Origin of the sequence: Pseudomonas sp. FW305-25 (genome assembly GCF_017351415.1) — a bacterium.
Lineage (GTDB): Bacteria > Pseudomonadota > Gammaproteobacteria > Pseudomonadales > Pseudomonadaceae > Aquipseudomonas > Aquipseudomonas chlororaphis.
Genome location: NZ_JACNDE010000039.1, coordinates 25,692 through 38,391, shown reverse-complemented (window position 1 = coordinate 38,391; position 12,700 = coordinate 25,692). Strand labels below are relative to the sequence as shown.

At 64.1% G+C, this 12,700-nt stretch carries 13 protein-coding genes; 4 read left to right on the top strand and 9 right to left on the bottom strand.

Annotated features, from left to right (window positions below):
* Positions 1 to 284: 284 nt before the first annotated feature.
* On the bottom strand, positions 285 to 743 hold the full coding sequence (locus J4E58_RS26780) for an REP-associated tyrosine transposase (protein ID WP_007921264.1): 459 nt from the start codon (positions 741 to 743) through the stop codon (positions 285 to 287).
* Between the two features lie 209 nt (positions 744 to 952).
* Positions 953 to 2,149, bottom strand: a complete 1,197-nt coding sequence (locus tag J4E58_RS26775; protein ID WP_007921262.1) for a class I SAM-dependent rRNA methyltransferase — start codon at positions 2,147 to 2,149, stop codon at positions 953 to 955.
* A gap of 275 nt (positions 2,150 to 2,424) precedes the next feature.
* Between J4E58_RS26775 and J4E58_RS26770 the strand changes: the two genes are divergently transcribed.
* Together J4E58_RS26770 and mutM are read left to right on the top strand one after the other, a co-directional pair.
* The gene (locus J4E58_RS26770; RefSeq protein ID WP_164485824.1) at positions 2,425 to 3,237 is read left to right on the top strand and encodes an HDOD domain-containing protein; all 813 of its coding nucleotides are present in this window, start codon (positions 2,425 to 2,427) and stop codon (positions 3,235 to 3,237) included.
* 34 nt (positions 3,238 to 3,271) lie between these two features.
* A complete protein-coding gene (gene mutM / locus J4E58_RS26765; protein WP_087092466.1) occupies positions 3,272 to 4,084 on the top strand; it encodes a bifunctional DNA-formamidopyrimidine glycosylase/DNA-(apurinic or apyrimidinic site) lyase in 813 nt (270 codons plus the stop codon).
* Positions 4,085 to 4,182: 98 nt separating this feature from the next.
* Here the strand turns inward: mutM and J4E58_RS26760 are convergent, their stop codons facing one another.
* From J4E58_RS26760 to J4E58_RS26740, 5 genes are all read right to left on the bottom strand, one after another.
* The gene (locus J4E58_RS26760) at positions 4,183 to 4,434 is read right to left on the bottom strand and encodes a YfhL family 4Fe-4S dicluster ferredoxin (RefSeq protein WP_007921257.1); all 252 of its coding nucleotides are present in this window, start codon (positions 4,432 to 4,434) and stop codon (positions 4,183 to 4,185) included.
* A gap of 157 nt (positions 4,435 to 4,591) precedes the next feature.
* Positions 4,592 to 5,071: a pantetheine-phosphate adenylyltransferase gene (coaD, locus tag J4E58_RS26755; RefSeq protein WP_003229157.1), complete on the bottom strand. Its 480-nt coding sequence runs from the start codon at positions 5,069 to 5,071 to the stop codon at positions 4,592 to 4,594.
* Positions 5,072 to 5,186: 115 nt separating this feature from the next.
* The gene (locus tag J4E58_RS26750; protein ID WP_087092465.1) at positions 5,187 to 6,782 is read right to left on the bottom strand and encodes a GMC family oxidoreductase; all 1,596 of its coding nucleotides are present in this window, start codon (positions 6,780 to 6,782) and stop codon (positions 5,187 to 5,189) included.
* Positions 6,783 to 6,926: 144 nt separating this feature from the next.
* Positions 6,927 to 7,472: a twin-arginine translocation pathway signal protein gene (locus tag J4E58_RS26745; protein ID WP_087092464.1), complete on the bottom strand. Its 546-nt coding sequence runs from the start codon at positions 7,470 to 7,472 to the stop codon at positions 6,927 to 6,929.
* Between the two features lie 26 nt (positions 7,473 to 7,498).
* Positions 7,499 to 8,929, bottom strand: a complete 1,431-nt coding sequence (locus J4E58_RS26740) for a coniferyl aldehyde dehydrogenase (protein WP_053263000.1) — start codon at positions 8,927 to 8,929, stop codon at positions 7,499 to 7,501.
* A gap of 145 nt (positions 8,930 to 9,074) precedes the next feature.
* Between J4E58_RS26740 and J4E58_RS26735 the strand changes: the two genes are divergently transcribed.
* Entirely contained in the window at positions 9,075 to 9,746 is a 672-nt protein-coding gene (locus tag J4E58_RS26735; protein ID WP_053262999.1) for a TetR/AcrR family transcriptional regulator, read from the top strand.
* A 75-nt stretch (positions 9,747 to 9,821) separates the two neighbouring features.
* Positions 9,822 to 10,676, top strand: a complete 855-nt coding sequence (locus tag J4E58_RS26730; protein WP_087092463.1) for a sulfurtransferase — start codon at positions 9,822 to 9,824, stop codon at positions 10,674 to 10,676.
* A gap of 130 nt (positions 10,677 to 10,806) precedes the next feature.
* Here the strand turns inward: J4E58_RS26730 and J4E58_RS26725 are convergent, their stop codons facing one another.
* Together J4E58_RS26725 and J4E58_RS26720 are read right to left on the bottom strand one after the other, a co-directional pair.
* Positions 10,807 to 11,640, bottom strand: coding sequence for an AraC family transcriptional regulator (locus J4E58_RS26725; RefSeq protein WP_053262997.1), 834 nt, complete (start codon positions 11,638 to 11,640; stop codon positions 10,807 to 10,809).
* Entirely contained in the window at positions 11,637 to 12,641 is a 1,005-nt protein-coding gene (locus J4E58_RS26720; RefSeq protein ID WP_087092462.1) for a hydrolase, read from the bottom strand. Before J4E58_RS26720 ends, J4E58_RS26725 begins: the two co-directional genes overlap by 4 nt.
* Between the last annotated feature and the right edge of the window lie 59 nt (positions 12,642 to 12,700).

The window sequence follows — 12,700 nt, the reverse complement described above, 5'->3', positions numbered from 1 at the left end:
TGGAACACTCAGAAATGGCCGTGTGTCCTGAAGCTGCCGATGACGCCGCGGGATCGCCGCGCGCCTCAGCCTGAGCTCATAAACCCGCCGGGGGATGACTGGCGATGAATCTCGCGATTCTACACCGCTGGCGCCAGGAAGGAATGGTGCGAATGACCGGCAGTACGAACACGCAGGCCCCTGTAGGAGCGAGCTTGCTCGCGATCAGCCGCTAGGCTGAAATCCGGCGGCGCCTGCAAAATGGCTATCGCGAGCAAGCTCGCTCCTACAGGTCGATCGGGGCATCAGAGCCAGATGGCGTCCCATAGGGGGTAGTCGCCGATGCGCCGGACCAAACCAGCGCGCAGCGGGTTGGCGATAATGTAGCGGGCCATGGCTTTCAGGTCTTCGTCACGGCGCAGGGCCCGGTCGAAATAGCCTTTCTGCCAGACAGGTTGCGAACTGTTGCGGATGCGGTTGATAGCCCTGGCACTACGGGATTTGCTGCCTTGCATCAGTTTTGGCAAGTCGCCGCTGTGCAGTTCGATCAGCCAGTGGAAGTGATCCGGCATGACGACCCAGGCCAGAGATATGGCGGTATCCGACTGTTGAGCGTGCCTGAATTCATTGGCCAGCAAGCGGCCGAGGCGCCAGTCGTGAAAGATGGGCTCGCGGCATTGGGTGACGGCGGTGAGCAGGTAGATACGGCCTGATTCCGAATAACGACCGATGCGCAGACGATGGGCATGGGGAGTGTTGGACATTCCGTTGTCCTCTTCGATGGATGGAAGAGCAACGGTAGGTGCTGTGAAGAAGGCTGTCGTAGTGACAATGGGACTGGATGTATCTGTAGGAGCGAGCTTGCTCGCGAAAAAACATCAGGCACCGCGATCCGGCAGGACGGGCGCGTTATCGTTGACGTTTTTCGCGAGCAAGCTCGCTCCTACAGGTTTTGTGACGCCTTGTGTAGCGATTAGCTGTTAGGCAGCAGGCGGCAGGTGATGCTCTTGATGTAGCGGGTTTCCGGGATGGCCGGGTGCACCGGGTGGTCCGGGCCCTGGCCGCCGCGTTCCAGCAGCTGGATATTGCGGTCCAGGTGGCGGGCGCTGGTGAGCAGGATGTTCTGCAGGTCGTCTTCGGGCAGGTGCATCGAGCACGAAGCGCTGACCAGGATGCCGTCCTTGCTGAGCAGGCGCATGGCCTGTTCGTTCAGGCGGCGGTAGGCGCCTTCGCCGTTCTTCAGGTCTTTCTTGCGTTTGATGAAGGCAGGCGGGTCGGCGACGATCACGTCGAAACGCTCTTCGGCGGCCTTGAGTTCTTTCAGGGCTTCGAACACGTCGCCTTCGATGCAGGTGACTTTCTCGGCGATGCCGTTGAGCGCGGCGTTGCGCTCGACACCGTCAAGGGCGAAACCCGAGGCATCGACGCAGAACACTTCGCTGGCACCGAAGGCGCCGGCCTGCACGCCCCAGCCGCCGATGTAGCTGAACAGGTCCAGTACGCGCTTGCCCTTGGCGTAAGGCGCCAGGCGGGCGCGGTTCATGCGGTGGTCGTAGAACCAGCCGGTCTTCTGGCCTTCCATCACCGGGGCCTCGAACTTCACGCCGTTCTCTTCCAGGGCGACCCACTCCGGCACCAGGCCGAACACTGTTTCCACGTAGCGGTTGAGGCCTTCGGCATCACGCGCGGCGGAGTCGTTCTTGAACAGGATGCCGCTTGGCTTGAGGACCTGGACCAGAGCGGCGATCACGTCATCCTTGTGCTGTTCCATGGTCGCCGAAGCCAGCTGCACGACGAGGATGTCGCCGAAACGGTCGACCACCAGGCCCGGCAGCAGGTCGGAGTCGCCGTACACCAGGCGGTAGAACGGCTTGTCGAACAGGCGTTCGCGCAGCGACAGGGCCACGTTCAGGCGGTGTACCAGCAGCGATTTGTCCAGCGCCAGCTTGGCGTCGCGCGACAGCAGGCGGGCGCAGATCAGGTTGTTTGGGCTCATGGCGACGACGCCCAGCGGCTTGCCGCCGGCGGCTTCCAGCACTGCCTGGTCGCCTGCCTTGAAGCCGTGGAGTGGGGTGGCGGCTACATCGATTTCGTTGCTGTAGACCCACAGGTGGCCGGCGCGCAGGCGGCGATCGGCGTTGGCTTTGAGGCGCAGGCTTGGCAGGGACATGACGTCGCTCCGGAAAAAAGAGCGGGAGTATAACGTGTTGCGCTCGCCGAGAGGCTGGCGAGTGGATATGTGGTGACAGGGCAAACCCGCCGTGGATATCCCGCGCCGGCCCGGCATTGCCCCGAGGCGCCCGTTGTAAAGTTCCTTTCGGCTGGCCATGGGCGCCATCTAAAGGGTTAGAATCGCCGCCTAGCCCAGAGTGCGTACCTATGTCCCAAGCGATGTCCCAAGAGCTTTCCGCCGAACAGATTCAACAGGCCCTGCAAGGCATCAGCGTGCCGCCCCAACCGCAGATCATGGTGGATTTGCAGATGGAGCAGTACATGCCCGACCCTGACCTGGAAGTGATCGCGCGGCTGATCTCCCAGGACCCGGGCCTTTCCGGCGCCCTGCTGAAAATCGTCAACTCGCCGTATTACGGGCTGAGTAACAAGATCGCCTCGATCCAGCGCGCGGTGAACCTGCTGGGCAGCCGTTCGATCATCAACCTGATCAACGCGCAGTCGATCAAGGGCGAGATGAGCGACGAAACCATCGTCACCCTCAACCGTTTCTGGGACACCGCCCAGGATGTGGCGATGACCTGCCTGACCCTGGCCAAGCGCACCGGCTCGCAAGCGGTCGACGAGGCTTATGCCCTGGGCCTGTTCCACGATTGCGGCGTGCCGCTGATGCTCAAGCGCTTCCCCGACTACATGACAGTGCTGGAAGAGGCCTACGCCAGCGCGGGCCCCGAGAACCGCGTGGTGGATACGGAAAACCGTGCGTTCAATACCAACCACGCGGTGGTCGGTTACTACACGGCCAAGTCCTGGCGCCTGCCGGAGCACGTGACCAATGCCATCGCCAATCACCATAACGCCCTGGCGATCTTTAGCGACGAGTCGTCGCGCAACAGCCAGCTGAAGAACCTGCTGGCGATCCTGAAAATGGCCGAGCATATCTGCGCGTCCTACCGGGTGCTGGGCAATCAGGTCGATGATCATGAATGGAACAGCATCGGCCATCTGATCCTCGATTACGTCGGCCTGTCCGACTACGACTTCGAGAACCTCAAGGAAACCGTGCGCGAACTGGGCGCGCACTGATTCCCGACCACGTTATAGAGAACACGAGGCGCACATGCCTGAATTACCGGAAGTCGAAACCACCCGGCGCGGTATCGCGCCGCACCTGGAAGGGCAGCGCGTCAGCCGCGTGATCGTGCGCGAGCGGCGCCTGCGCTGGCCGATTCCGGAGGACCTCGATGTGCGCCTGTCCGGCCAGCAGATCGTCAAGGTCGAGCGCCGCGCCAAGTACCTGCTGATCAATGCCGAAGTCGGCACCCTGATCAGTCACCTGGGCATGTCGGGCAACCTGCGCCTGGTGGAGGTCGGCTTGCCGGCGGCCAAGCACGAGCACGTCGACATCGAGCTGGAGTCCGGCCTGGCCCTGCGCTACACCGACCCGCGGCGCTTTGGCGCGATGCTCTGGAGCCTGGACCCGTTCAATCACGAACTGCTGATCCGCCTGGGGCCGGAGCCGCTGACCGACCTGTTCGACGGCGAGCGCCTGTATCAGCTGTCGCGGGGACGTTCGATGGCGGTCAAGCCGTTCATCATGGACAACGCGGTGGTGGTGGGGGTGGGCAATATCTATGCGACCGAAGCGCTGTTCGCCGCTGGCATCGACCCGCGCCGCGAAGCCAAGGGGATTTCCCGGGCGCGCTACCTGAAGCTGGCGATCGAGATCAAGCGCATCCTGGCCGCGGCCATCGAGCGCGGCGGCACCACCCTGCGCGACTTTATCGGCGGCGACGGGCAGCCGGGCTATTTCCAGCAGGAACTGTTCGTCTACGGGCGCGGCGGGGAACACTGCAAGGTCTGTGGCACGGGGCTGCGGGAGATCAAGCTGGGGCAGCGTGCGAGCGTGTATTGCCCTAAATGCCAGAGCTGAAAAGCTTCGCGGGCAAGCCTCGCTCCTGCACAGGCAAAACCTGTAGGAGCGAGGCTTGCCCGCGATAGCTGTTGTTCTGACGCAGCAACACGACCGATTTATGCCTTGCCGGTGATCTTCCGGTACTTGGCCATCAACTCTTCTTCGGTTTCCGGGTGGGCCTCGTCCAGCGGGATGCAATCCACCGGGCAGACCTGCTGGCATTGCGGCTCGTCATAGTGGCCGACGCATTGGGTGCACAGGTTCGGGTCGATCACGTAGATCTCTTCGCCTTGAGAGATCGCGGCGTTCGGGCACTCGGGTTCGCAGACGTCGCAGTTGATGCAATCGTCGGTGATGATCAGGGACATGGGGCACTCCGGCCGGGGCGGCGGGCCCAGGCATTTGAAAAACCAATGGCGCAATTGTGCCGCATTGGCGAGCGCAGTGCACGCGGGCGCGATGGGAGGGGCGTTTGCAGGTCGACTGCGTGGGAGCTGGCGCGGGCTGCGCCAGCTCCCACGGGGGTTATTTCTTGAAGCGCAGGGTCAGGGCGTCGGCCACGGCCGGATGCACGAACTTGCTGATATCGCCGCCCAATGCCGCGATTTCCCGGACCAGGGTCGAGGAAATGAACGAATAACGCTCCGACGGCGTGAGGAACAGGCTTTCCACGTCCGGCGCCAGTTGGCGGTTCATGTTGGCCAGCTGGAATTCGTATTCGAAGTCCGAAACCGCCCGCAGCCCCCGCAGGAAGACATTGGCGTTCTGCTCCTTGGCGAAATGCGCCAGCAGCGTGGAAAAACCGACGACTTCAACGTTCGGCAGATGCTTGGTGACCTCGCGAGCCAGTTCCACACGCTGTTCCAGGGGAAAAAGCGGGTTTTTCTTCGGGCTGGCGGCGACGGCGATGATCACATGATCGAACAGGCGCGAGGCGCGTTCGACCAGATCGCCATGGCCCTTGGTAATAGGGTCGAAGGTACCTGGGTACAACACTCGGTTCATCGCGTCGTCCTGGCGGGAGTCCGTTGGGGAGTCGGATGGTATCGCAGCCTTTCCGGTCGGCCAAGTCGCCTGTAACGGAAGAAAGCACTATAGACGACGAAAATAAGCGGCGTTTTCACCCGCTTTTCAGCCGTTCGGCCAGGGCCGTTGCCAGTTGCGCAGTCAGGCCGTAGACCGACAATTGCGGATTGGCGCCGATGCTGGTGGGGAACAGCGAACCGTCGTGGATCGACAGATTGGCCAGTTGGTGATGCCGGCCCAGGCTGTCGGCGACGGCGTTTTTCGGGTCTTCGCCCATGGCGCAACCGCCCATCACATGGGCGCTGCCCAGGCGGGTGCGGTACAGCGCAAGGTTCAGGCCGTCGATCAGTGTCTTGGCCTCGGCCAGGGTCTTCACGTAGCGGGCATCGCTGTGCATCGGCATGACCGCCTTGGCGCCGCCGGCGAACTGGATCTGCGCCATGCTGTGGAAGGCCCGGCGCAGGCCATCCCAGGCGTAGTCCGAGACCTGATAGTCGAGCACCGGCGAGCCGTCGCCGCGCAGTTCCACGCTGCCGCCGCTGCTGTCCGGGTGAAAACCGTCGCGCAGCAGCGCGAGCATGGCATGGGTATGGGGCAACTGCTGCATGTTCAGGGCGCTCTGCGGGCCGAAACCGCCGAGCAGGGTGGCGGCCAGCGCCGGTTGCAGCGGCGGCACCTCGAGTTTGTAGGACATTTTGCCGGTGGTGCCGTCCAGCCACTGGAAATGGTCGGAGTAGATTGACTGCGGCGCCCCGTAAAAGGGGTTGATCACCTGGTCGAACTGCCCGGCGGAAAAATTCACCAGGTGCAGGAAGGTGCGTTTGCCCAGGCGCTTGTGCGGGTCGGCCGCGTCGGAGCGCAGCAGCAGGGCCGGGCTGTTGATCCCGCCACCGGCCAGCACATAGTGCCGGGCCTTGACCTTGATGGTGCGCCCGGTGGGCGCCACGCAGCGCTCGTCCATGGCCAGGCAGAGCAGGCTTTCGACCCGGTCGCCCTTGATCTGCAGGCGCTCGGCGCGGGCCAGGTACAGCAGTTCGCCGCCTTTCTCCAGGGTCGCGGGAATGGTGGTGACCATCATCGACTGCTTGGCGTTGGTCGGGCAGCCCATGCCGCAATAGCCGAGGTTCCAGCAGCCGCGCACGTTGCGCGGGATCACGTGCCAGCTGTAGCCGAGTTTCTCGCAGCCGATCCTGATCACGTCGTTGTTGGCGTTGGGCGGCATGATCCACGGGGCGATCCCCAGGCGTTGCTCCATCTTCGCGAACCAGGGGGCCATCTCGGCCGGGCTGTGGCCCTTGACGTCGTGCTCCTTGGCCCAGTGCTCCAGGGTCGGCTCGGGGGTACGGAAGCTGGACGTCCAGTTGATCAGGGTGGTGCCGCCGACCGCGCGGCCTTGCAGGATGGTGATGGCGCCATCCTTGCTCATGCGGCCGATGCCTTCCTGATAGAGGCTGGCGTAGGCCTGGTCCTCGAGCATCTTGAAGTCGTCGCTGGTCTTGAGCGGTCCTTCCTCGATCAGCAGCACCTTGTAGCCGGCGGCGCTGAGGATCTCGGCGGTGGTGCCGCCGCCCGCGCCGCTGCCGATGATGGCGACATCCGCTTCGAGGGTCAGGTCCTCCTGCAATTGCGCGCCGTTGTAGGTTTTCCAGCCGCGGGCCAGGCCTTCGCGAAACAGATCGGGTACAGGCATATCAGGCACTCTCTAGTTGTTCTGGGGCTTCTGGGTGCTTGTGTAGCCGCTGCCGAAGGCTGCGACAAGGTCCGTAGGATTTAGGAGCGCGTCTCCTGCGGAGCCGATCGCAGCCTTCGGCAGCGGCTACAGAGCGAGCAGTCTTCAGATCCTGGGCGGCCCGGGATAACCGCAATGGGCCCAGGATTCGGGGCGGCTGTACCAGGCCATCATCACCAGTTGCAGCAGGGATGCGTGGCCCATGCGCAGCAGGCTGAGGGAGCTGGTTTCCCAGCGCTTGAGAAACTGGCGGATGTCTTCGGCGCTGGCGTTTTCCCAACTGCCCCAGATGCCGGTCAGGGGGCCGCGCGTGATGCCCATGCCCAGCACGTCGAACAGCTGCTGGGTGAGCTTGAGCATTTCCGGCGACAGGTGGTCGAGGCTGTAATCCAGGCTTTTCAGGGTGGCGTCGAGCGCCGCTGGCAGCTTCTCGGCGGCCACGGCACCGTCGAGCATGACCGGGAGCAGCGCCCGCAGAATCGGCAGGTCGCTGCTGCGCAATGCGGCAAAGCCGCTGGCAGGGGTGCTGGACGAGCAACCGCTGAGGCTGGCGCCGAGGCCGGCGGTGGTCAGGAACGCGCTGGCGCACAGGCCGATTTTCAACAGGCCACGGCGCGACAGTAGGGGTGCGGCAGGCAGGCTGGGAGTCATTATTGTTATTACCCGCAATGGTCTGGTTAACGGATGAACAGCTTCTGGATCAGCTTCTGGATCGGTTTACCATAGGGCGGGTAGATCAGCCGCGCGGCATTCAGGCGCTGCTTGCTCAGCACTCCCTTGGCCTTGCTGAAGGTCAGGAAACCCTCGTGACCGTGGTAATGGCCCATGCCCGAGTGGCCGATGCCGCCGAACGGCATGTCGTCCTGGGCGACGTGCAGCAGGGTGTCGTTGAGGCAGACCCCGCCCGAGTGGGTTTCGTTGAGTACCCGGTCCTGCTCGGCCTTGTCGTAGCCGAAGTAATAGAGCGCCAGCGGGCGAGGGCGCTGGTTGATGTAGGCGAAGGCCTGGTCCAGGCCGGTGTAGGGCACGATCGGCAGGATCGGGCCGAAGATCTCATCCTGCATCACCGTCATGTCGTCGCTGACATTCAGCATCAGGCTGTGGCCCATGCGCCGTTCCTGGTTCTCTTCGAACAGCGGGATCAGCAGCGCGCCCTTGCTGGTGGCGTCGCTGATGTAGCTGTTCAGGCGCGCCAGCTGCCGCGGGTTGATGATCGCGGTGTAGTCGGGGTTGTCGACCAGGGTCGGGAAGAAACCACGGACCACCTGGCGATAGGCGTCGACGAAGGCGCCGACGCGGTGTTCCGGGACCAGCACGTAGTCCGGGGCGACGCAGGTCTGGCCGGCGTTCATGGTCTTGCCGAAGGCGATGCGTTCGGCGGCGTCCTTGAGCGGTACGTCGTCGGACACGATGGCCGGAGACTTGCCGCCCAGCTCCAGGGTCACCGGGGTCAGGTTTTCCGCCGCGGCGCGCATCACATGCTTGCCGATGCTGGTGGCGCCGGTGAACAGCAGGTGATCGAAGGGCAGCCGGGAGAAGGCCACGCCCACGTCGGCTTCGCCCAGCACCACGGCGACCAGGTCCTCGGGGAACGCCTTGGCCAGCAGGCGCTTGAGCAGCAGGCCGGTGGCGGGGGTCGATTCGCTAAGCTTGAGCAGCACCCGGTTGCCGGCGGCGAGCGCGCCCACCAGCGGGCCGATGGCCAGGTACAGGGGGTAGTTCCACGGCACGATCACCCCCACCACGCCCAATGGCTGGTAGACGACCTTGGCCGAGGCCGGCTGGAAGGCCACGCCGACCTTGCGCCGCGAAGGTTTCATCCAGCCCTTGAGGTGTTTGCTGGCGTAGTGGATGCCATGCAGGCTGGGCATGATTTCGGCGAGCAGGGTTTCGTCGGCGCTGCGATGGCTGAAATCTTCGCTGATGGCATCGATCAGGGCCTGGCGTTCGCTGTCGAGCAGCTCGCGCAGGCTCTTGAGCCATTGCTGGCGCTGGGCGGCGGGCGGCATGGGGTTGGCCGCGAAGGCCTGGCGCTGGGCGGCGAACAGACGGTGGAGCTCATCCAGCTGCTGGTGGGCTTCCGGCAAGTAGGCGATTTCGGCAGACATGGGCAGCTCCGGTTTTTGTGGGTGGGAGATTTTTAGAGTTTATGCTCTAAAATGTCAAATGACATCCCGGGCCGGCTTTGATTTATCCCGTTGGGGATAGGTCGTAAGATGCCGGGCAACGCCTTCTCGATTAAAGCCCACGCTCATGGCCCCACGCATAAAAACCCGCGAACGTATCGTCCAGAACAGCCTGGAGCTGTTCAACCAGCAAGGCGAACGCAGTGTCAGCACCAATCACATTGCGGCCCACATGGAGATTTCGCCGGGCAACCTGTATTACCACTTCCCCAACAAGCAGGCGATCATCGCCGTGCTGTTCTGCGAGTACGAAGCCCTGGTCGACAGCTTCCTGCGCCTGCCCCAGGGCCGTACCGTGACCGTCGAGGACAAGCGCTATTACCTGCAGGAGCTGCTGGCCGCCATGTGGCGCTATCGCTTCTTGCACCGTGACCTGGAACACCTGCTCGACAGCGACGCCGAACTGGCCGCCCGTTATCGGCGCTTCTCCCAGCGCTGCCTGATCCACGGCACGGCGATCTACGAAGGTTTCGTCGAGGCCGGCATCCTGCGGATGGATAAGGTGCAGATCGAGTCCCTGACCCTCAATGCCTGGATCATCCTTACCTCCTGGGTGCGTTTTTTGTGCACCACCCGGGAAAACTCCGCGCACCTGAGCGAAGAAGCCATCAAGCGCGGCGTGTATCAGGTGCTGGTGCTGGAAGCCGGATTTGTCACCGACCAGGCCCGGGGGGCGGTCAACGCGCTGTTCGGCGAGTTTTACGTGCCCCTGGGGCAAGCCCTGGAAGAAGTGCAGTAGGATCGCAAACAAACTGGCTACGCGTTTGCGTGCACATCATTGGATCAAGTCATCGTTCAATTACTGGAGCCCGTCATGCCCATCGCGCAACTGATCAGTCCACAGCAATTGGCCGCTCGCCTGGAGCAGCCCGGGCTGGTGATTCTCGATTGTCGTTTTGCCCTGGAAGACCCGGATTACGGCCAGCGCAGTTATGCCGGGGGGCATCTGGCCGGCGCGCATTTTGCCGATCTGGAACGCGACCTCAGTGGCCGGGTGGTCAAGGGCGTGACCGGGCGCCATCCGTTGCCCGAACCGGCGACGCTGATCGCGCGCCTGCAAGCCTGGGGCATCGACGCCGACAGCGACATCGTGCTTTACGATGACGGCCCCGGTGCCTATGCCGCCCGCGCCTGGTGGCTGCTGGCCTGGCTGGGCAAGCGCGATGGTGTGTTCATTCTCGATGGCGGCTTGAAAGCCTGGCACGCCGCGGGCCTGCCATTGAGCCTGGATCCGCCGACCAATGTTCTCGGCCATTTCACAGGCCAGCCCGACAAAACCCTGTTGTTGACTGCCGAGCAACTGCAAAAGCGCCTCGGCCAGCCGACCCTGACCCTGCTCGACGCCCGCGGCCAGCCACGTTTTCGCGGCGAGGTGGAGCCGATCGACCCGGTGGCCGGGCATATTCCCGGTGCGCAATGCGCGGCTTTCACCGACAACCTGGACAGCGATGGCCGTTTTCTGCCGGCCGATCAGCTCAAGAAGCGCTTTGCCGCGAAGCTGGGCGAGCGTTCGCCGAGCGAACTGGTGGCGTACTGCGGCTCGGGCGTGACCGCCTGTCACAACCTGTTCGCCCTGTGCCTGGCCGGTTATCCCCTGGGCAGGCTGTATGCCGGCTCCTGGAGCGAATGGATCACCGATCCGCAGCGCGCGGTCGCCACGGGCGACTGAGCCAAAAGCATTCCTGTAGGAGCGAGCTTGCTCGCGAAAAAATCCTTTCGGCAGCGTGCTCTGCCAGAAATAGCGCGCCGTCTGCAAGGGAGGATCGCGAGCAAGCTCGCTTCTACAAGGGAGTGTCGGTTCAGAGGGACTGGCGGGCGCTGCGATAGGCCGCCGGCCCCACGCCGTAGACCTGCTTGAACTGCCGGCTCAGATGGCTCTGGTCGGCGAACCCCAATTGTGTCGCCACTTCCAGCGGCAGGCAGCCGTCGCGCAGCAGTGCCCGGGCCTGGGCGATGCGCTGTTGCATCAGCCAGGTGTGCGGCGGCATGCCGGTGGCGCGACGGAACACCCGGGCGAAATGGAACGGCGAGAGATTCACCGCCGCGGCCAGTTCCTCCAGGGAGGGCGGGGCCGCCAGCTGCGCTTGCAGCAACTCCTTGGCCTGGACGATCGCCCGGTGTTCCCGCCCGGGTTTGCCCGGCGCCTTGACTCCGGCGTGACGCCGCAGCAGCAAGAGCATCATTTCCCGCCACAGGGTCTGTTGTTGCAGGGCGGTGGCCGGGCTTTCCAACAGTTGATGCAACTGGCAGAAACCGCTGACCAGATCGGGGTCGCGATACAGCGTGGCGCCGAAGGCCGGCAGGCTGTCGGTGGGTAGTTCCAGTTCGCCGAGCATGGCGAGGATCTGCGCGTTGTCCGGATAAAACGCCCGGTACAGCCAGCCGTCCTCGGTGCCTTTGTGGCCGGTGTGCAGCTCGTCCGGGTTGATCAGCACCAGGGTGCCACGCCCCGCCAGGTGCTCGGCGCCGCGATAACGGTAGCGCTGGGCGCCGTCCATGATCATGCCGATCACATAGCCGTCATGCACATGGGGCACGAAGCGATGCTCGATGTAGCGCGCGGCCAGCAACTCCACGCCGGCCAGGGGCGCGGTCTGCCAGAAACGGATCGACTCGCCCTGGCCGCCGTTCATCGCAACTCGCCCCCCAGGTTGGACAGCCACTGGGGAATGCGCCGTTCCAGGTAGTAACCCGGAGTCTTCACCGAACCCTCGACAAAACCGACGTGCCCACCCTTGGCCTGCAGCTCGAGGTGGGTGCTGTCGGAAAGCTCGCCGGCTTCCGGCAGGCTGTGGGGGAACACGAAAGGATCGTCCGCGGCCTGGATGATCAGGGTTTGTGTGCGGATTTCCCCGAGGAAATAACGGCTGGAGGCGCGCCGGTAATAGTCCTGGGCATCGGCGAAGCCATTCAGCGGCGCGGTGACCCGGCCGTCGAAGTCCCAGAAGGTACGCATCTTTTCCAGCGGCCCGAGCCGCTCCAGCACAGCCAGGCCCTCATGGCGCCCGTCGTGCTGGAACTGGCGCTGCTTGTCCTTGATGTAGGCCAGCATCTCGCGCATGAAATGCGCCTGGTAGACCTTGGAAAGCCCCTGGCCGATGCGGTCGGCGCACTGGTCCAGGCGAAACGGCACCGACACCGCGACGGCGCCTTGCAACTGGCTGGCGCTGCCGCTTTCACCCAGGTGCTTGAGCAATACATTGCCGCCCAGCGAGTAGCCCACCGCGAACAGCGGGGCCTGCGGGCGTTTGCTGCGCAGGTGGTCGATGGCGGCGGCCAGGTCTTCGCTGGCCCCCGAGTGATAGCTGCGCGGCAGCAGGTTGGGTTCGCCCGAGCAGCCGCGCCAGTTCAACGCCGCGCTGGCCCAGCCCTGGCTCGCCAGGGCCTTTTGCAGGCCGGCCACATAAGGCGAGTTGGAAGAGCCGGTCAGGCCGTGCAGCACCAGCACCAGGGGCGCGGTGGCGGAGTGCGGGCCGTGCCAGTCGAGATCGAGAAAGTCGCCGTCGTCGAGCCACAGGCGTTCGCGCTGGCGCTCGAGGTGAGTGGTCTTGCGCCATAGCGGGCCCCACAGGGTCTGCAGGTGCGGGTTGCCGAGGCCGAAGGCGGGAATGAAGCAATCTGACGGAGTAGGCACGGTGATTCTCGTAGCAGCGGTGCGCGTCCCCGGCGGGGTTGCGCACCTTTTCAGGCCAG